Annotated in this window: 19 protein-coding genes; all 19 read left to right on the top strand. The window is 39.0% G+C overall.

All coding sequences use genetic code 11. The features are described from left to right. Window positions 1-798: group II intron maturase-specific domain-containing protein (locus CD001_RS20860; protein ID WP_257009886.1), on the top strand; the 798-nt coding region annotated here is incomplete at its 5' end. Between the two features lie 595 nt (window positions 799-1393). Continuing rightward, window positions 1394-2251 (top strand): hypothetical protein, encoded by an 858-nt coding sequence (locus CD001_RS20855; protein ID WP_096189553.1) that lies wholly within the window; start codon window positions 1394-1396, stop codon window positions 2249-2251. Window positions 2252-2280: 29 nt separating this feature from the next. Continuing rightward, window positions 2281-3762, top strand: coding sequence for a VanW family protein (locus CD001_RS20850; protein ID WP_096189551.1), 1482 nt, complete (start codon window positions 2281-2283; stop codon window positions 3760-3762). A 26-nt stretch (window positions 3763-3788) separates the two neighbouring features. Next, window positions 3789-5453, top strand: coding sequence for a GspE/PulE family protein (locus tag CD001_RS20845; protein ID WP_096189550.1), 1665 nt, complete (start codon window positions 3789-3791; stop codon window positions 5451-5453). A 24-nt stretch (window positions 5454-5477) separates the two neighbouring features. After that, window positions 5478-6509 carry a type IV pilus twitching motility protein PilT gene (locus CD001_RS20840; protein ID WP_096189549.1) on the top strand — a complete coding sequence of 344 codons (1032 nt, stop codon included), beginning with the start codon at window positions 5478-5480 and terminating at the stop codon, window positions 6507-6509. 7 nt (window positions 6510-6516) lie between these two features. Then, window positions 6517-6924 (top strand): type II secretion system F family protein, encoded by a 408-nt coding sequence (locus CD001_RS20835; protein ID WP_142303623.1) that lies wholly within the window; start codon window positions 6517-6519, stop codon window positions 6922-6924. A gap of 862 nt (window positions 6925-7786) precedes the next feature. Beyond that, window positions 7787-8548 (top strand): prepilin peptidase, encoded by a 762-nt coding sequence (locus tag CD001_RS20830; protein ID WP_096189546.1) that lies wholly within the window; start codon window positions 7787-7789, stop codon window positions 8546-8548. Window positions 8549-8690: 142 nt separating this feature from the next. Beyond that, window positions 8691-9674 (top strand): type IV pilus biogenesis protein PilM, encoded by a 984-nt coding sequence (pilM, locus tag CD001_RS20825; protein ID WP_096189544.1) that lies wholly within the window; start codon window positions 8691-8693, stop codon window positions 9672-9674. Beyond that, the gene (locus tag CD001_RS20820) at window positions 9674-10324 is read left to right on the top strand and encodes a hypothetical protein (protein ID WP_218839262.1); all 651 of its coding nucleotides are present in this window, start codon (window positions 9674-9676) and stop codon (window positions 10322-10324) included. Before pilM ends, CD001_RS20820 begins: the two co-directional genes overlap by 1 nt. After that, window positions 10308-11039 (top strand): hypothetical protein, encoded by a 732-nt coding sequence (locus CD001_RS20815; protein WP_096189542.1) that lies wholly within the window; start codon window positions 10308-10310, stop codon window positions 11037-11039. Before CD001_RS20820 ends, CD001_RS20815 begins: the two co-directional genes overlap by 17 nt. Window positions 11040-11143: 104 nt before the next feature. Next, window positions 11144-12226 (top strand): hypothetical protein, encoded by a 1083-nt coding sequence (locus tag CD001_RS20810; protein WP_096189541.1) that lies wholly within the window; start codon window positions 11144-11146, stop codon window positions 12224-12226. 481 nt (window positions 12227-12707) lie between these two features. Next, a complete protein-coding gene (locus CD001_RS20805) occupies window positions 12708-13388 on the top strand; it encodes an RNA polymerase sigma factor (protein ID WP_179298840.1) in 681 nt (226 codons plus the stop codon). Between the two features lie 76 nt (window positions 13389-13464). Then, window positions 13465-13836 carry a VOC family protein gene (locus CD001_RS20800; RefSeq protein ID WP_096189538.1) on the top strand — a complete coding sequence of 124 codons (372 nt, stop codon included), beginning with the start codon at window positions 13465-13467 and terminating at the stop codon, window positions 13834-13836. A gap of 246 nt (window positions 13837-14082) precedes the next feature. After that, window positions 14083-15516: an aspartate ammonia-lyase gene (aspA, locus tag CD001_RS20795; protein WP_096189536.1), complete on the top strand. Its 1434-nt coding sequence runs from the start codon at window positions 14083-14085 to the stop codon at window positions 15514-15516. 120 nt (window positions 15517-15636) lie between these two features. After that, complete coding sequence (locus CD001_RS20790; protein ID WP_096189535.1) at window positions 15637-16215, top strand: Maf family protein; 579 nt, start codon at window positions 15637-15639, stop codon at window positions 16213-16215. A gap of 63 nt (window positions 16216-16278) precedes the next feature. Continuing rightward, on the top strand, window positions 16279-16971 hold the full coding sequence (gene radC, locus CD001_RS20785) for a RadC family protein (RefSeq protein ID WP_306454087.1): 693 nt from the start codon (window positions 16279-16281) through the stop codon (window positions 16969-16971). A gap of 366 nt (window positions 16972-17337) precedes the next feature. Next, window positions 17338-18378, top strand: coding sequence for a rod shape-determining protein (locus tag CD001_RS20780; protein ID WP_096189532.1), 1041 nt, complete (start codon window positions 17338-17340; stop codon window positions 18376-18378). Window positions 18379-18391: 13 nt separating this feature from the next. After that, a complete protein-coding gene (gene mreC, locus CD001_RS20775) occupies window positions 18392-19276 on the top strand; it encodes a rod shape-determining protein MreC (protein WP_096189530.1) in 885 nt (294 codons plus the stop codon). Beyond that, the gene (mreD, locus tag CD001_RS20770) at window positions 19273-19791 is read left to right on the top strand and encodes a rod shape-determining protein MreD (protein WP_096189528.1); all 519 of its coding nucleotides are present in this window, start codon (window positions 19273-19275) and stop codon (window positions 19789-19791) included. The genes mreC and mreD overlap by 4 nt, the downstream gene beginning before the upstream one ends. Window positions 19792-19885 lie beyond the last annotated feature (94 nt).

The raw sequence follows: 19885 nt of genomic DNA, 5'->3' as shown, positions 1-19885 counted from the left end.
TATCGAGTGGATGACCCCATACTACTTAGGTTGATACGTAGGTATCTTCAATCTGGTGTGATGGAGAAAGGCCTTGTCAGTCCTAATACTGAAGGGACTCCGCAAGGAGGACCGCTTAGTCCCCTCCTGTCTAACATTGTTCTAGACGAACTTGACAAGGAACTGGAGGAAAGAGGTCTTGCCTTCGTACGCTATGCCGACGATTGTAATATCTACGTCCGCTCTAGAAGAGCAGGTGAACGGATAATGGAAAGTATTACAACGGATATTGAGAAGAAACTCAAACTGAAGGTGAACAAAGAGAAGAGTGCAGTAGACCGACCATGGAGAAGAACATTCCTAGGCTTCACTTTCACCAACAACATTAAACAACCGAAAATTAGAGTATCCAAGCAAAGTATTCAACGTTTTAAACTGAGAATACGAAAACTCACCTCGAGGAAATGGTCAATTTCTATGGGGGATAGGATAGAGAAAATCAACCGCTATCTGATCGGTTGGATGGGCTATTATCAACTAGCCGAAACTACCTCAGTCTTTAAAAGGATTGATGGTTGGCTTCGAAGAAGGTTGAGGATGATTCGATGGAAAGAGTGGAAGAAGATTAAAACGAAACAAAAGAATCTTAGGAAGCAAGGAATCAATGAACAACAGGCATGGGAGTGGGCTAATTCTAGACTAGGATACTGGCGTATAGCTAAAAGTCCTATATTAGATAGAGCCCTTGATAACCGATATTGGAATAATCAAGGGCTTAAAAGTCTACTTTTGAGATATCAATCGTTACGTTGGACTTAAATGAAACCGCCGTGTACCGAACGGTACGCACGGTGGTGTGAGAGGTCGGGGGTTAGTCACCCCCTCCTACTCGATTAACCTGAATCCGTGACGAAATAAGTCATTTCTGAGTATTTGCTAAAGACTCTTTATCTTTTGGTTAGTTGCGGTAATACTCGAATTCGTTACTGGCGGACGCTTTCCGTGGGCAACGCTTCAGTCTCCTCATTCGCATAAAACACACTCATTGCGGGGTCTTCAGTCGTTGCTTTTCCCACTGGAGTCGCCGCCGGAAAGCGAGTAGATGTATGGCATATCAACACGGTTATCACGGATTCAGGTTATAAGTAAGAAAGTATAAAATTTCAATCTCTCGATCAGATTCAGTGAAAATCAAGTCGTGTAGTACGATTGGAATAATCGATTGATGACAGGTGAAACATATTTGCTTATTTGAACAATTTGTACAAAGAAGAGATCGTTAGTTTTCACAAAGACTTTCAATTGGTATATACGTAGTATAAAATAATAGTAAAAGCAATTTTACAGATTTTGTACATACAAGATTTTCCTTCCATTTAAAAACCAGTGAAAATACCGAAGTAGGTGAATAGGAATGGATTTCCTCTTTTTGTTAATAGGTACGTTGATATTAATTCCATTACTGATGGCACTTCCATCAATTTTTCAACGGAAAGTTATTTTCTTATTAATCACTCTAGCTTCTCTATCAACTGTAGGCGCATACAGCATTTACCTGGTATATGGCTGGGAGGTCGCCTTAGCTTCACTGCTTTTATTGCTGCTTACCTTCTCCTATGTCGTTACAACTAAGGTGAATTTACAGGAGCCTGAACAAGATCAAGCTGGTTATGAACACGAACAAGATGAAAAGTTCCTTACTGAGCGGAGGATACCCCCTTTTCAAAAAGAAACCGAACTAAAATCGACAATATCAACTTCTCTTGTTAAACAAACGGGCTCATTAAATCAAGAGAGTATTGATGCTATGATACACGGTATGAACGAAGGTAAGCGAGATAATCAACAGGTTGAAATTGACAATCCTCTACGATATGAACGTCTTTTTGAAACCGAACAGCAGCGCGGCAATGACTTTACACAACAAAACGAGGAAAAATCGATGCGTACAGAGAAGATTCATATAGATGCTTCAGAAGGAAAGAACGATCCTCAAAACAGGATGTTGGATCATGATACATCGGATCATGAAAATACGATTGAAGAAGCAGATATTGAATCCATTTACGACGGTATTGAGAGAAAACATTTATTAGACCATAACGACAGACCGATTCATAAAAAAGATGGTTTCTCGGAAATTGATGAAGTGCTTCAAAATCGAAAGGTTTTAAACCTAGATGAACTGGAAGAGGGTGCGATACAGTCTGACAATAAAGAAGTTTTTTTAAAGCGCAGGAAGAAGCTGTTTGAACAATTAGAAGAACAGTGAGAAGTTGTCAGTGAGGGGGAGAGAAACTAGTGGGAACGAGACAATGGTTTGCTGCGGTTTTTTTAGTCATGTTAGGCAGTGCGATATTTTTATCGTTATTTACATATACTGGCTCACTCATGTATGAAGTTTGGTGGAAGGAAGAGCGGTTTGACCGTGAAACATATTTAGCATCTGTCGATATATCGGAAATGACCAAAAGTGAAGCGATAAATGCAGTTGAAGAGGAGCTTGAAGTATGGAAAAACGATATTGATATTCAAATTCGCTGGTTTGACTATACATATGAAGTGCCTTCCAATGTTGTTCACGTTCGATTGGAAGAATTGATAAATGAGTTACTAAACGAAAACAACTTTGAGCAAGCGGTTTTAATCGATGTCGCTGAACGAGATATTGCTCAAATCGTATCCGAGTTTCCGTTTTATGAAAACTTGGAGCAATATGTTGATTTAACGAGTTTTACAGAAAACATGAAAAACGAACTGACAACATTGCCTAATGGAACGGTTCAATTTTCCCTTCATCCTTATTTAGAGGAGACAATCATACCTAATGAAGCTGTAATAGCATCCGCAGTTAGACCTGGTCTAGCTTCACCAATGCTTGAGTCTATAGTCGAAAAGCTGAAAGTTGTTACGATACACCAAGATGAATCTTTTTCCTTCTTGACGATGCTGGAAGAGCATAACATCGAAGCTGTAAATGGTGAAAGTTTGCAAGTTTTAAGTTCTGCTATTTATGAAGTTCTTTTACAATCCAATTTCGATTTAATCGAACGGCATCAGCGTCACAAACTGTATGACAATATTCCTCTTGGTTACGATGCATTTATTGATTTAGATAGTTGTGACCTCGTATTTTTTAACCCGAATGATTATGAATATGAGCTTCATTTTTTGATGAATGAGCAAGGAGAATTGATGGTAGAACTAGTCGGTAATATGTTCCCATATGAAATTAATGTTGTAGTTGAACAATTAGCACAGATTGAACCGAAAACGAAGATTCGCTATGCTAGCGACGTGTCAGAAGGAAGTCAGCAAGTGATTGAAGCTGGTGAAGCGGGCTATCATGCGAAGACGATAAGGTCGATTATCAGCATTGACGGTGAACTCGAATATGAGAAAGTGATGGCAGAAGATTTTTATGCCCCACAGCACCGGTTAGAAATACATCGTATACAGGATCAACATAGGGATGAAGACGAAGAATCATCCGAAGACGACCTGGAAGAAAAACCTACGTTGGAAGATGTTCTGGAAGAGTATTTTAATGGGGGTGAAGATGAGAGTGAACTCTCAAATGGAGAAAATCATTCAAATTCGGATGAAGATCTTATTGATGACTCAAGTTCAAATCATCGCACAGAAGAGTTGGAGGGATCAGGAAATCGCGATACTAATAAAAATGAAGGTGATCGAGCAAACAATGGGGCTGATTCAACGAGTGATAAACGTGACCCGTTTAAGCCTATAGATGACGATGGGAACCCAATTAAAGGATATTAATGAACGATTGAAGAAGGAGGGGCGGCATGAAAAAAAGTAGACGGCTCGGTGATCTTCTCGTAGGAGCTGAATTGTTAACAAAAGAGCAAGTTGAAGAAACCGTAAAGAATAAACTGCAAGATCAGAAGCTAGGGGATGCGCTGTTAGAGCGCGGATATATTACAGAAAAACAGTTAATCGAAGTGCTTGAGTTTCAGCTTGGTATTCCTCACGTTACTTTAAACCGTCATCCTATTGACAGTCAATTGACATCAATTGTTCCAAAAGAGTTTGCAAGGCGGAATCTCGTTTTTCCAATGAAACGTACAGGAGAAAAGCTGCAAGTTGCAATGGCTGATCCGATGGATTACGTTGCCATTGATGATCTGCGCATGACGACTGGCTTTGATATTGATATTGCGATTGCGACGAAACAAGATATTCAGCAAGCCATTTACAAATATTACGATTTGGAACCATCTATGAAGGAGTTTTCAGTTGAGGATATAGATGAAGAGACGTTAAGCGGTAGCGATCTTTTAGATGATTCTGAAGATGCACCGGTTGTGAGAATCGTAAATCAGCTTTTTGTGTCAGCGTTGCAGCAAAAAGCAAGCGATATTCATATTGATCCTCAAGAGAAAAAAATGGTAGTCAGATACCGGGTTGATGGGGTGTTAAAAACGGACCAAGCTCTTCCGAAACATTTTCAAAATGCTTTAACCGCACGAATTAAAATTATGGCAAACTTAAACATTACTGAAACGAGAATGCCGCAAGGTGGGAGAGTAAAAGTATCATTCAATGATCGCCAAGTAGATTTAAGAATTTCTACAATGCCGACAGTCTTTGGAGAAAAAATTGTTGTTCGTGTTCTAGATTTAAGTCAAGTAATGACTAAAATTGATCAGCTTGATTTTAATAAATTCAATCAAGAAAACTTTAAAAAACTTTTAATAAAAACATCTGGAATGGTTCTGATTACAGGGCCGACTGGATCAGGTAAAACATCGACATTATATGCTGCGCTGAACCATTTAAATAATGATAAAGTGAACATCATTACAATTGAAGATCCTGTCGAGTATCAAATTGAAGGAGTTAATCAAGTACAAGTGAATCCGAAAATCGGGCTTACATTTGCAGAGGGACTGCGCTCCATGCTCCGTCAAGACCCGAATGTAGTCATGGTCGGGGAAATCCGTGATCGCGATACCGCAGAAATTGCGGTTCGTGCTTCACTAACTGGACATCTTGTATTCAGCACATTACATACAAATAGTTCAATTGCAACGATCCCTCGCCTTATAGATATGGGAATAGAACCATTTCTCGTCATGTCATCATTAACAGGTATCGTAGCCCAAAGGCTAGTTAGAAAAATTTGTCCTGCGTGTAAACAAGCTTATGAACCAACAAAAACAGAAAAAGAATGGTATATAAAACGTGGCTTTGACTGCGATGTTCTCTATCGTGGACAAGGTTGCATTAACTGTAATGAAACAGGATATAAAGGGAGAATGGCGATCCAGGAGGTACTTGTCATCGATGACATGATTAGAAAAATGGTCTTAAATAAAGAATCTTCATCCTTAATTCGAACTTACGCATTAGAAAAAGATATGATTTTTTTACTTGATGATGGATTGTTTAAAGCGAAAAAAGGTATGACGACAATTGAAGAAGTGTTTAGAGTTGCAGCAGAAGATTAATATGCTTTTCATAGGAGGTTGACGATGAAAGAAAGGCTTAATGAATTATTACATACAGCTTTTGAAATGGGTGCTTCAGATATCCACATAACTGTAGGAGTCCCTCCTGTATTCCGAGTAAATGGTGAACTGTTAAAATACGGAGAAACGTTTTTAAAGCCTGCTGATACAGAAGGGATGGCAAAGGCAATTATTCCCCAAACGTTATGGAGCAAGTTCGAGAAAAAAGGGGAGCTGGATTTTTCCTATGGCATTCCAAGGTTGTCCAGGTTTCGAGTCAATACATACTTTCAACGTTCCTGTGTTAGCATTGCCATTCGAGTCGTTCCGACGTCAATCCCTACTTTAGAAGAATTGAAGATGCCCGCTTCTCTAAAAGAAATTGCTGCAAAGCCTCAAGGACTCGTTTTAGTTACAGGACCGACCGGTTCAGGTAAGTCAACAACGCTAGCTTCAATGATCGATTTTATGAATCAAACGATGAAGCGACATATTATCACACTCGAGGACCCAATTGAATATTTACATAAACATCATGAGTCCGTCATTGACCAACGTGAAATTGGGTTTGATACTCAAAGCTTTGCGAATGCACTGAGATCCTCTCTTCGTCAAGATCCAGATGTCATCCTAGTTGGAGAGATGAGGGATCTCGAGACAATTAGCACAGCGATTACTGCTGCTGAAACTGGGCACCTTGTACTTGGAACATTGCATACGACAGACGCACCAGCAACGATTGATCGGATTATTGATGTCTTCCCTGCAGAGCAGCAAGGACAAATCCGTATTCAAGTTGCATCCGTTCTTACGTCTGTTGTCTCACAGCGGCTATTACGAACAGCGGATGGAACAGGACGTATAGCAGCGACGGAAATATTGTTGAATACAGCTGCTGTGAAAAACTTAATTCGTAACGAAAAAATTTATCAAATACCGAGTGTTATGCAAACGAGCAAGTCACAAGGCATGCACACGATGGAGATGTCGATCAATAACATGTTAAAAGCTGGAGAAATTTCAAATGAAACTGCATCCTATTATATAAGTGAGTGAATTGAATATGGCAATCTATCAATATGAAGGTCGAAACCGTGAAGGTATGATTGAGAGTGGTAAAATCAAATCTAATTCTGAGAGAGAAGCACGTGAAGCATTGAAGAAAAAAGGGGTTGCCATTTTGGAGATCACTTTACTTGAAGGCATCCTATATAAAGAAATTTCGTTATTTCAACGTGTGAAATCAAAAGAACTTGTCATCTTCCTCCGTCAGTTTTCAACATTACTGAAAGCAGGCATCTCACTTGTTGATAGTATTCATTTATTAGGTGAACAAACGAAAAACAAATTGTTAAAACAAACATTAGTAAAAGTAGAAGAGGATATTCGAGTCGGGACTTCATTTTCTGAAGCAGCAGAAAAGCACCGTCAAGTATTTCCCCCTCTGTTTACGAATAATGAAACGAGCTGAAACATAATCTTAGCTCGTTTTTCTATAATTATAATTATGTACTCGAAAGAGAGTCAAGCGGGAAAAGCAATAGTCATCTCTTGCGACGAGCAAACAAAGTGGCACAGGAGCACTGTTTTTCTGCGACGAGCAAACAAAGTGGCACAGGAACACTGTTTTTCTGCGACGAGCAAACAAAGTGGCACAGGAGCACTGTTTTTCTGCGACGAGCAAACAAAGTGGCACAGGAGCACTGTTTTTCTGCGACGAGCAAACAAAGTGGCACAGGAGCAACGAGCGATTCTTCGTTGAAATTCTCTGCTAGCTGCTTCGACGCATACTTTTCTTCGATTACACTTGCAGAGGAAGAAGCAAAAATCCTCTTGGTGCACACCGTGTGACACCTAGGAAGTTGAGGTATTGCCCGCTACAAAGAAGACACTACGAATGCAAACGAAGTGCAGTACGAGTAGATGTCGCACTTGTGTCCTGGAGTGGAAGCGTCCGCCTATAGCGATTTCGAATTAGATAAAAAAGAAGGGCTGTTCACAAAGTTAAAACTTGGGACAACCTCTTTTTTTCGTCCATTCAAGAATCTTTTATGAGCGCAAAATCCGACAAAAAGTGATGCAGAATTAAATACCCATCAAATGGAGAACAGATGAACGAAACTGCTTCACTATGTTGCGATCAAAAACTTAAATCATCCTCACATACAAAAAAACGAGATTTTCCTAAATATTCCTCAAATTACCTCATGTTTCGGTTTATTATGCACGTAAAAACTTCTATAATATAAGATAGGTTCCTAAAATTTAGAAGATCTATCATCATATCAATCTAATGAATATAGATCTCATATGAGCAGGCGGGATGGATGTAAATGGAAGTAGTTATATACATATATATTTTTTTTATTGGAATGACATTAGGTTCATTTTATAACGTTGTCGGAATACGAATGCCAAAAAGACAATCAATCGTTCGCCCGCGTTCGTATTGTTCGGTATGCAAACGAACATTACATCCAATCGAATTAATTCCGGTTTTTTCATACATATTTTTAAGAGCGAAATGCAATACATGTGGAACAAAAATCTCACTAATATATCCGTGTATTGAACTGTTAACAGGAGTCTTATTTGTAATAGCTTACTTACATTTTGGCTTTTCATCGGAATTGATTATCGCACTTTTATTCGTATCGTTGTTAATGATTATTACGGTGAGTGACTTAACGTCGTACCTTATTTTAGATAAAGTGTTACTCACTTTTATCGTTCCTATAATTATTCTTCGATTCACAATTGCTCCACTTGAACCGTTTTGGGATGCACTAGCTGGCAGTTTAGTTGGTTTTGGTCTGCTCTTTCTAATTGCAGTTGTCTCAAAGGGAGGAATGGGGGGCGGTGATATTAAATTATACGCTGTCATCGGACTCGTTCTCGGCTTAACTAACACGTTGCTCTCTATTTTTCTATCATCCTTTATTGGTGCTTTCATTGGTTTAATCGGAATGGTAGTTAAAAAGTGGGGACGAAAAAAAATACTACCGTTCGGTCCCTCGATAGTTGCTGGAAGTCTTATTGCTTACTTTTATGGAGAAGAATTGTTGACTTACTACTTCCAGCTCTTTTTGTTCTAGTTTCGACAATCAATTGAGGTGTCTCTATTACGGCGGAGTTATTACGACATCGCATTCAGCACCGACTGCGAGAAGGTCCCGAGTAATTAAAGCGACGTGATGAGTTATTATCGATATACATATGAAAAGGTAGGTTTTGTAAATGTTTCGACGAAATAAACATACACGGAACAGTTTGATCATTCAAGACCATGTCATTCGTTATGTTCGAGCAAAACGCCCTGAGTTAAATGCGATTATAGATTTTCAAGAGCGCTATCTACCGATTGGAGTCATTGAAAATGGCAAAATTGTTGAACATGAAACGTTAAGGACAATAATTGAAGAGTGTATGAGCACTTGGAAAATAAAAGGAGAAGAAGTGTTTTTCACAATTCCTGATTCTGTTGTCGTGCTTCGCCATCATCAAATTCCTGAGTCAATAAAGGAAGAGGAGATAATTGGGCACTTGTTTTTTGAACTAGGTGAAAAATTACATTTGCCTTTTGAAAACCCGTTAATGGATATTCATGATTTAGGATTAGTTGGCAAGATGCGAGAAGTATTAGTATTTGCCGCCCCTGAAGATACGGTATCCTATTTTGCTAATTTATTGGAAGAATGTAAAGCGAAACCGGTTGTAGCGGATTTATCCCCTTTATCTTACTTCCGTCTCTATTTCGAAACAGATTTATCGGAACGCTATGAACATATGATGCTCGTGCAATGTTATCGATCCCAAGTGAATGTAACGATCTTTCATGATCAAGTACCATTAATGATGAGAAGTTTAAAATGGGAATTATCAACTGAACGTTGGACGATAACTGAAGAAGCTTCAGTCAGCATTTATAAGTGGAACGGCGACGAGAATGATGTATACGGAGCATGGGAGGAAATTTTAAAAGATATCGAGAAGCTGATAAACTTTTATCGATTTACTTACCAAAAAGGAGAAGCAGGTGTAAACAACATTATTTTTACAGGGGACCATCCGTTTCTTCGAACATTTGAGGGATCCTGTGAAAAACGTTTTGATATTCCTGTGAAGTCTGTTGAAATCCTCGAGTGTATGACAATAGATCAGGAACAAATTCCGACCCGTTTTTATGAAGGAGTTGGCCTAGTGCTGAAAAAAGAGGTGTGATGATGCCAGTCGAAATTAACTTGTTACCTAAGAGGAAGAAAAAAGATCGGACGATCATTCGCTTAATTAGTATTGTGAGTACGTTAAGCCTATTGTCTGTTTTACTTATTACCGTATATGCAAAGCTAGTCGAGAGCGAAACAGAACAATTAGAACAACAATATGATGAGCTTCGTATCAAATCGGCACAGTTGCAAGGTGATATCGATGAAATGGATGATTCCGATGAAGCGAAGCTAATCTCCTTAATTAAAGAATTAGAAGATAAAGTTGTTCCAGCTTCTCAAGTATTACACGAAGTTGTTACCCGAATGCCTGAACAAGGTTATTTAATTGAATATGATTACCGATCCCCGTTTCATTTAGATCTAGAAATCGCTTTTATTGAAATGAAAGACCTTTCTTATTATTATGTTGAGCTTATGGATTCGCCGTTCGTAGACGATGTCAACGTTCAGTCGTTATTCGGTGATGAAATCACCATTGATGAAGAAGAGACACTACTTACAGAGGAATATTTGCCACATTATAAAACATATTTATCGATTACTTTAAATCCTGATGCTATAAAGGCGCACAATGAAAGTGGAGGAGAATTGGAAGACGATATCGAAGAGGTGGAGGGTGAGGACGTTGACGACGAATCGTAGAACCGTTTTTTATGGGGGCATCGGAGCTGCTGTTCTCCTCCTTTTCGTTGCACTTATGTATTTATTTTATTTATCGCCGATAATTGATAAGCGGAATTATACCATTTCAAACGTAGCTCAAGAGGAACAAGTTGTTCAGCAACTGGCTGAGAGAAAGCGTAAACTTGAAGAGGAAAGAGAGCAGCAGCAAGGTCAAACGACAGAACTGCAATACAAGCTGCCTGTTGTTCCACTGACAGATCAGTTTTTACTAGATATTAATCGTGCAGAAGAATTGGCAAATGTCCGGATTGTCGAGCTCGTTATGAACGATGATTTGCCGGTCTATCAAGCACCGGAAACAGCTTCACTAAATATAATTGAAGAAGATAACAGTGTGGAAGAAACGAGTGATGAAGGTGTGAGCGATAGTGAGGTCATTGATGCTGATTTATATAAACAACAAGCAAATATCGTTGTAAAAGTAAACACGTATGATTCTCTTTCACGCTTTATAGAGGAACTTGATTCGCTCATTCGAATTACGAATGTTGAGGAATTGTATTTTACGAGAGAAGATCGAACTGAGGACATCATTATCGACGGAGAAGATGCATTATTCTACCAACTTGTCGTCTCTTCCTATTATTTCCCAGCTATTGAACATTTGGAGCATGAAGCGCCGAAGATTGAATATCCAACGATGGAAGAGCGTGATCAGCCATTTTCTGACTAAGTTGATAATTGGATCTTTTCTCTTAAAAAAATCCGTTCTATCATTCTTCACTCGTTAATAGAATAGTATCAACGAGGATGATGAAAGGAAGGAGTCAGGTCGAAGTGGAAAAGAAAAATAGCGTATCGATCCGTCTCAACGGAAAAGAGAAGGAATTCTCAGAGCAAGTAAAGGACGAAGTAGCAGCAACAAGCGAAGATTTCCAAAATGATTGGGATACACTATATTCATCGAATGATCGGCCGAAAAAGAATAAAATTGTTGATCTTGGCAAGAAACGTAAGCGGAAACGCCAATTGTCACTTCCATTTTGGGATGATGGAAGGCGTGAACGAGGTCCGAAGCTTCCGCCAAAGCATCGTAAAAAAGGAAATCGCAATTCTTCACCATTTCAATATAGTTTCTTTTCAAACACGGTCTTACTTTCTGTCATTTCGGCGGTAGTTGTTGGTGGAGCTTTCGGTATGATGCTCCTTTATTTGTTTACGAGCAATGAACCAACACAAGTCGCCTCAGAAGCAGAGCAATCGCTAAATGGCAGTGTAGCAGAAGGAGAGGGGAACACGCAAACGGCTGTTGCTGAAAATGGTGTCCCGGCAGTCGATGTCCATCTCGTTCAAGCGGGTGCATTCTCATCTGTAGAAAAAGGGGACGAAATGAAGGGAATACTTGATGAGCAAGGAGTTCCAGGTGTAATTACAGAAAATACAGACCCTCATTTTTTATTTATTGGTGTAGGGAATAATCGTGAATCTGCCTCAACATTTGCTCAATATTATAATGATGCCGGTGTTGATACGTATGTGAAGCCTTATGCGGTTGTAGCCAATGGGTTAGACGTATCTGATCAATGGACAACCTTTATGAGCAATGGTGTAAACTGGATTACAGAGACGGTTGACAGAAGCGGAGAAGCATTTGTAAATGGTGGGGTTCCAGAAGATGAACTGAGTTCTCTCGTGGCCGCCGGTCAAGAATGGGAGGAGTCGTTTACACAGCTAGAAGAAAGCTCCGAATACTATGATAAAGCCGAGGAGTGGTATGAGCGAAGTTCTGCTGTATTTGATCAAGTAGCTGACGGGGAATTGTCTCGTGAAGGGTCTTTAAATTTACAAGCAACTGTCATGGAGTCAATATTATTATATGAAAACTTTATTACAGCTTTACATTCAACGAACGAATCTTAAAGGTGTGTTTAAAAAGTATTTTAATGATACCCTTTCTTTTTGTTTTATAATTTAAAAGGATTCGAAATATCCAGGAGCTTTCGAGAAGGAAATGCTAGTCGCTAGAGTCGCAGCCTGTCGCTCTTTCGAGGCATATGATGATCGTTAAACCGGATAGAAAAGCGAGCTGCGAATGTTTAGTAAATTCCAGCTCGTTTTTTCTCGAAATATAAGAATTTATAAAATATCAATCTCTCGATTGATGTCTAGACTTCAGGCGCCATCGGCTCGAGGTCGCTTCGCCCCGCCACTTGAAGTCTAAGTTCGGACTTCATCCTGTCGGGACTCCAGCGCTTTTCTTATTAAATAGCTTTTGAGACAGCCCTTTTTCTTATGTTTTTTAAAGTCGCAATAGATAAGTATGTAGTCTTCTATTATTTGGGAGACGATGATAGAATATTAAGAAAAAAACATAGGTGATCAAATGGAGTCTTTTCATCGAATGATCAAATTAATTGAGAACGAACTACTCGCATTTTGCTGTCAACTAACGAAAGATAAATGGATTGGGGAAGACTTATATCAAGAGGTAATCGTCAAAGCTTATATCGCATACGAAAAAATACCAGAACGGCCTTTAAAAAAAGCTTACTTCTATCAAATTGCGAGAACGACATGGATTGATATTTGCAGAAAAAAGAAAGATGAATCAATAGAGTCTATTGATAGATTACAAGTTGAAAAACCAACAGATATAGAATTAGCTGAGACATTTGAAGCACTTGCACAACTACTGCCTCCTAAGCCGTTTGTTATTTTATTATTAGTCGATGTTTATTTGTTTACCGGTAAAGAAACAGCAGAAATGCTTAAGGAATCAGAGAGCAATGTTCATACGACATTGCACAGGACGAGGAAAACATTGCGGGCTCTTCATGAAAAAACGGATATTGCTCATAAACACCGTCAATTGAGACGAGATTTTATACCAACGATTGAAATGCCTTATTTATTTCGTGATTTTTTACAAGCTTTTCGCTCGGGAAACCCTAAAGCGATCCAAGAAGCTTATTTGACTTTCCGTTATTTAAATTATGAAGTAAAGCATCTGAAAAAGAGCGGAAATTCGATTTACTTTCATATTCTTGACCCTGATGGACATGTTCTAACGATTACAACATAAATGTTTACGCTAATTGTAAGAATACTTCAATTAATTTCGTTTAATGGTAAATTGAGTATGAAAAGGAGGGGAGAAGATGAGCCTAGTTAAAAGAATTGATTCTGTTTTTTTACCAGTTCGTAATCTGAAACATTCAGAACAGTGGTATAAGAACCTTTTTGGACTTGAGCCGGTATTTCGAAGTGATGACGGACGATATGTCGGCTTCCGCTTTCCACAAGAGGAAGTCATTCAAACGGCGCTCACTCTTTATCAAGTAACTGATATTCCGAAATTGCCTGGGCAACTATTTAATTTTTATACTGAAGATGTCTATGCGACGTATGAAGCTTTGAAAGATAAAGGGGCAAATGTCTCTGCCATTCATACAGCTGAAGGGATGACATTTTTCGATATGACTGATCCTGACGGTCACGAAATAGGTGTTGTGACATTCCCTGAAAAGTGAATAAAGGATTCATGAGCCGAGATGCTGAGCTTCTCTTGTATAAAAGACATTTTAGGAAAAAGAGATGTAAATTATAAAATTCTGCTAAGTCTCAATCCGAGAAGAGTGTTTTCGTTCAGGCATTCTCGAAAATAGTCATTTACAGAACCGACCTCTCTCCGTAAAATAATAACGGGCAGCGTGTTTTATCGTATGAAAAACGATTATACTATCATTAGAACTTAGTGGAGAAGGAGCGAATATCGAATGTCTGAAGAAAAGCATCATATTCGAATTGAAAAAGATTTAATGGGAGAAAGAGAAGTGTCAGCAACAGCCTATTATGGAATTCAAACAATTCGTGCTAAAGAGAACTTTCCTATTACCGGGTATCCGCCACATAAGGAGTTAATTCGAGCATTTGGGTATGTTAAAAAGGCTGCAGCAAAGGCGAACGCTGAAGTCGGCGTACTAAATGAGCGAATAGCGAATGCGATTGTTGAAGCGGCAGATGATGTTATTGAAGGAAAGCTCGATGAACATTTTATCGTCGACAGTATCCAAGGTGGCGCAGGAACTTCTTTTAATATGAATGCAAATGAAGTCATTGCAAATAGGGCAATTGAAATATTAGGTGGTAAAAAAGGCGACTATATGATCGTAAGTCCAAACACCCATGTAAACATGGCTCAATCGACGAATGATACATTTCCCACTGCGATACATATAGCTTGTTTAAACTTATCTAAAGGGCTTATTAAGTCATTAAATGAATTAGTTGAGACAATGAGGAAAAAAGAGCGTGAGTTTGATGAAGTAATTAAAATGGGAAGAACACATTTACAAGATGCAGTACCCATTCGTCTTGGGCAAGAATTCGGCTCATACCGGCGTTTATTGAGCCGCGATCTTAAAAGAGTGCAACGGTCAGTTGACCAGCTTTATGAAGTGAATATGGGGGCAACGGCAGTTGGAACCGGATTAAATGCGATGCCGGAGTATATAGAGAGAGTGACTGAATATTTAGGTGAAGTGACCGAAATGCCATTCCATGGTGCGGAAGACCTCGTGGATGCAACACAAAACACAGACGCTTATACACAACTTTCTAGCGCAATGAAAATATTAGCTATTAATCTGTCTAAAATTGCGAATGATTTGCGACTTATGAGTTCAGGTCCACGTACGGGATTAAATGAAATTAATTTGCCACCGCGTCAAGCAGGTTCATCAATCATGCCAGGAAAAGTAAACCCTGTTATGTGTGAAGTCGTCAATCAAATTTCATTTCAAGTGATTGGGAATGATCATACGATCAGCTTAGCTTCAGAAGCAGGACAGCTTGAACTGAATGTCATGGAGCCAGTGCTTGTGTTTAATTTACTTCAGTCATTCACGATTTTACAAAATGGTATCCAAGTATTCCGTGAATATGCAGTTGAAGGGATTACAGCAAACATTGAACATTGTAAAGCACTCGTTGAACAAAGTGTCGGCATCATTACTGCAATCAATCCGCATATCGGTTATGAAACTGCAGCGAGAATTGCGAAAGAAGCGATTGTTTCCAATCGTCCAGTAAGGGAGATTTGTGAGGAAAGAGGGATTTTAACTAGTGAGGAGCTAGAACAGATTCTAGATCCGAAAGAAATGACTAATCCTGGAATCGCGGCGCAAGAATTAATTTTTGGCGAAAAATAAGCTTGTAAATTTGGAGAATATAGACCATTACAAAAAATAACAAAAAACGATTGTTTAAAAGGAGAGGATTTGCTATGATGAATACAACTCCTCTTCTTCATTAAGTTGGAGGAGGTCCGCATGAAACCTTTCATTTTAGCCTCGCAATCACCGCGAAGAAAACAACTACTAGAGCAAGTACAACTACCATTTTCAATCGAAAAAAGTCAGATTGAAGAGAAATTCGACCCAAAATTATCTCCTGAAGAACTAGTCGTCTCTTTAGCATTGCAAAAAGCAACCGATGTTTTTTCGCGTCATCAGGACCGAATTGTATTAGGTGCAGACACGGTCGTAACCATTGATGGGAACGTGTTAGGAAAGCCAACGGACAACATAGATGCTAAAAAAATGCTCCAGCAATTATCAGGTAAAAAACACGAAGTCATGACAGGTGTCGCAATCATCAGTAAAGAAAAGCATCTAACGTTTTATGAAAAAACTGCTGTCTATTTCTTTGAATTGAGTGAAAGTGATATTGATGCGTATATTGCAAGTGGTGAACCATTTGATAAAGCAGGGTCTTATGGAATTCAAGGTCTTGGAGCGGCATTAGTTGAAAAAATTGAAGGAGATTATTTTTCAGTCGTAGGCCTTCCTGTTGCGAGGGTCGTTCGTGCGTTTAAAGAAAACAATTTAATAAGTACACGTATGCCTTAAGACAGTATATTCATCATTGCTCATCCATTCAGTGCTTAAGCAGCATGGAGTACCGAAAGGAGAATGGGTGTTAACATGTCGATGATGATTAGAGATGTACCTAAGAGCGAAAGACCGAGGGAAAGACTTCTTCGAGAAGGTGCACAAGCACTGTCAAACCAAGAATTAATTGCACTTTTATTAGGATCGGGAACGAGGAATGAGTCAGTTATCCAACTGTCTGCACGTGTGTTGCAGCATTTTAATGGGTTACGACTTCTAAAAGAAGGATCTGTCAAAGAATTGCAGGAAATAAAGGGAATCGGTGAAGCAAAGGCGGTCTTATTGAAAGCTGCCCTTGAATTAGGAAAAAGAATTCGCCAGCTTCCTCCAGAAGATCGGTACGTCATTAAATCCCCAGAAGATGTGGCCGACTTTATGATGGAAGAAATGCGTCACCTTACTCAAGAGCACTTTGTTACGCTTTATTTGAATACGAAAAACCAAGTGATCCATAAGCAGACGATTTTTATCGGCAGCTTGAATGCGTCGATAGTCCACCCTCGTGAAGTATATAAAGAAGCATTTCGATATTCTGCAGCTTCCATTGTTTGTCTTCATAATCACCCGAGCGGAGAGCCGACCCCAAGTCATGAAGATATCGAAGTAACGAAGAGGCTTACAGAATGCGGCAGAATGATCGGCATTGAACTGTTAGATCACGTCATTATCGGCGATCAAAAGTATTGTTCGTTAAAAGAAAAAGGGTATGTATAATAGAAGGAGGCTGCTCTGATTTTGGGGTGAGCCTCCTACTTAATGCCTATCTCCTGTTGAGAATATGTAAGAAGTCTCGATATTCATGCATATATACATGTATATACTGTTATGTTAGGATAAAGTGGGAAAATAAGTTTTAAAGAATGAACGATCATTTCTGGGAAAAATAGATTGGAACGACATTTTCAAGTAGAAAAATGTGTATTTTTTCCTAAAAAAGTATGAATTTATATGGACTGTATGAAAATGCTACTCAATTGCGATGATATTGAGTATAATTAAAGGTATGGTTTTTCCATGTGCAAAATTTTAATGAATGTAAATTGATTTTTACGTTTTCAACAATGAAGGGAGATTACATAGATGTTTGGTGGATTTTCAAAAGATCTTGGAATTGATTTAGGTACGGCAAACACGCTAGTTTATGTGAAAGGAAAAGGTGTTATTTTACGCGAACCATCCGTTGTTGCTATTCGTAATGATGCTGGTTCTATTGAAGCAGTCGGTAATGATGCGAAAAATATGATAGGTCGTACACCGGGTAATATTGTCGCAATTCGTCCAATGAAAGATGGGGTTATTGCTGATTTTGATACGACAGCAACAATGATGAAACATTTTATTCAGCAAGCATTGCGATCACGAGGAATTTTTACGCGAAAGCCTAATGTCATGGTCTGTGTACCGTCAGGAATTACAGCGGTTGAAAAAAGAGCTGTAGAAGACGCCACAAAACAAGCAGGTGCTCGCGAAGCATATACTATTGAGGAACCATTTGCAGCAGCAATTGGTGCTGATTTACCTGTGTGGGAACCAACTGGAAGCATGATCGTTGACATCGGTGGGGGTACAACAGAAGTGGCGATCATTTCTCTTGGTGGAATTGTCACAAGCCAATCGATTCGTGTCGCTGGTGATGAAATGGATGAAGCAATTGTTCAGTATGTGAAGAAAACATATAATTTGATGATCGGGGAGCGGACAGCAGAGGCTATTAAATTTGAAATTGGCTCTGCAAGCAAACCAGATACAGTGGATGAGATGGAGATTCGTGGACGTGACCTTGTTTCTGGTTTGCCAAAAACAATCTCTATCTCTGCAGATGAAGTAGCAAATGCCTTAAATGATACAGTAACATCAATCGTTCAAGCTGTGAAAGATACGTTAGAGCAATCACCTCCAGAATTGGCAGCAGACATCATGGACCGTGGTATTGTCCTTACAGGTGGAGGCGCACTTTTACGTAACTTAGATCGTGTATTAAGTGACGAAACGAATATGCCTGTCCTCGTTTCTGAGAGTCCGCTTGATTGTGTAGCAGTTGGTACTGGACGTGCATTAGAAAACCTTCATTTGTTTAAATCAAAGGCTGGCATCACTGTCCGATCAAATAGAAAAGGGTAAGTAGGTGTCTTAAATGCCTTCATTTTTCTCAAATAGGCGTCTTATCGTCCTGCTAGTATGTATTATTTTGTTAGTAGCATTAATTGGGTTCTCAATGCGTGAACAACGCTCGATGTCATGGCCTGAACAATTCATTACGGACAGTGTGGGTTGGGCTCAGTCAGCATTTGCAAGGCCTGCGCATTTTTTCTCTAATTTTTTTGAGAGTGTTAGCGATATGAGAAACACGTATAAAGAAAACCAAATTTTAAAGTCCCATCTAGATGAGTATGCAGCTTTACAAGTTGAAGTAAATGAACTAAGACGCCATAATGAAGAACTTAAAGGTGCACTTGATCTTCAAGGAAATTTATTTGATTATACCGTCCGGCAGGCGCTTGTCATCCACCGTTCACCGGATAGATGGAATGAATATATCGGCATTAACAAAGGTGCACAGGACGGTGTTCGAGAAAATATGGCCGTTATGACATCTAAAGGTCTCATCGGAAAAGTTGATCAAGTATCTCAATTTTCTTCAACAATCCAATTGCTCAGTGACCAAGATCGTACGAATCGAATATCTGCCCAAATCTCAGCAGATGATTATACAGTTCAAGGCTTTATCGAAGGAATTCAAGAAGAAACAGGATATTTACATTTTTCAATGATTGATATTGATGCAGAAATTGAGGAAGGGGATACAGTTTCCACGTCAGGACTTGGTGGAGTCTTCCCGGAAGGACTGCCAATTGGAGAAGTCGTCTCCTTTGAAACTGATGAATTTGGTTTAACACAATCTGCATATATTGAGCCTTCCGCAGAATTTCACAATCTTGATTATGTGATGGTCATTGAACGTGGTTCCGATTCTTTAGAAGATGAGATCAATCCTGAAATCGAAGGCGATGACTCATGATTAGATATGCGTTCTTTATAACACTCTTTTTGTTATTTATTATGGAAGGAACCGTCTATCAAATTTTTGCACCTGACCAATATGGTGTTGAATATATTTTTGTACCTCGCTGGGTGTTCATGCTGATCATTTTTGCTGGTATTTTTCGTGGACGGGCTGTCGGAACGTTTTATGGAGTTATCTTTGGGGTCTTGTATGATGTCATATTTTCTTCAGCGCTTGGTATAAATACGTTTGCAATGGGATTTATAGCTTATTTGTTTTCGATTGCAATTCCATTTTTTCAACGTAATTTATTCGTTACCGTCATTATAACGATGATTGCGGTAACATTATTGGAATATTTTTCTTACGGAATGATGCTTTTGCTTGGGATGACAGAAATGGGTCATCACATGTTCTTATATGATCGATTTATTCCGACGTTCATAATGAATTTCGTCATCATTAGTGTTGCAGCTTATCCATTACGGAAGGGATTCTATTATTTAAAGAAGCGACTGGAAGAATTATAAGCTTTATTGAAAATGAGTTGATGTTGTTTCGTGAAGGGATACGCTCTGTGTATGTTGAATGTACCATAGATAGGAATGAGGTGAGAGACAATCC

This window comes from Evansella halocellulosilytica (assembly GCF_002335745.1).
Taxonomy (GTDB): Bacteria; Bacillota; Bacilli; order Bacillales; family Salisediminibacteriaceae; genus Bacillus_CA; species Bacillus_CA halocellulosilytica.
This window is presented reverse-complemented; position numbering and strand designations above follow the sequence as displayed.

What these genes read in the sequence shown, in the direction of transcription:
- CD001_RS20855 (WP_096189553.1), top strand. Translation starts at nt 1,394, where the DNA reads ATGGATTTCCTCTTTTTGTTAATAGGTACGTTGATATTAATTCCATTA.
- CD001_RS20845 (WP_096189550.1), top strand. Translation starts at nt 3,789, where the DNA reads ATGAAAAAAAGTAGACGGCTCGGTGATCTTCTCGTAGGAGCTGAATTG.
- CD001_RS20840 (WP_096189549.1), top strand. Translation starts at nt 5,478, where the DNA reads ATGAAAGAAAGGCTTAATGAATTATTACATACAGCTTTTGAAATGGGT.
- CD001_RS20835 (WP_142303623.1), top strand. Translation starts at nt 6,517, where the DNA reads ATGGCAATCTATCAATATGAAGGTCGAAACCGTGAAGGTATGATTGAG.
- CD001_RS20830 (WP_096189546.1), top strand. Translation starts at nt 7,787, where the DNA reads ATGGAAGTAGTTATATACATATATATTTTTTTTATTGGAATGACATTA.
- pilM (WP_096189544.1), top strand. Translation starts at nt 8,691, where the DNA reads ATGTTTCGACGAAATAAACATACACGGAACAGTTTGATCATTCAAGAC.
- CD001_RS20820 (WP_218839262.1), top strand. Translation starts at nt 9,674, where the DNA reads ATGATGCCAGTCGAAATTAACTTGTTACCTAAGAGGAAGAAAAAAGAT.
- CD001_RS20805 (WP_179298840.1), top strand. Translation starts at nt 12,708, where the DNA reads ATGATCAAATTAATTGAGAACGAACTACTCGCATTTTGCTGTCAACTA.
- CD001_RS20800 (WP_096189538.1), top strand. Translation starts at nt 13,465, where the DNA reads ATGAGCCTAGTTAAAAGAATTGATTCTGTTTTTTTACCAGTTCGTAAT.
- aspA (WP_096189536.1), top strand. Translation starts at nt 14,083, where the DNA reads ATGTCTGAAGAAAAGCATCATATTCGAATTGAAAAAGATTTAATGGGA.
- CD001_RS20790 (WP_096189535.1), top strand. Translation starts at nt 15,637, where the DNA reads ATGAAACCTTTCATTTTAGCCTCGCAATCACCGCGAAGAAAACAACTA.
- radC (WP_306454087.1), top strand. Translation starts at nt 16,279, where the DNA reads ATGGGTGTTAACATGTCGATGATGATTAGAGATGTACCTAAGAGCGAA.
- CD001_RS20780 (WP_096189532.1), top strand. Translation starts at nt 17,338, where the DNA reads ATGTTTGGTGGATTTTCAAAAGATCTTGGAATTGATTTAGGTACGGCA.
- mreC (WP_096189530.1), top strand. Translation starts at nt 18,392, where the DNA reads ATGCCTTCATTTTTCTCAAATAGGCGTCTTATCGTCCTGCTAGTATGT.
- mreD (WP_096189528.1), top strand. Translation starts at nt 19,273, where the DNA reads ATGATTAGATATGCGTTCTTTATAACACTCTTTTTGTTATTTATTATG.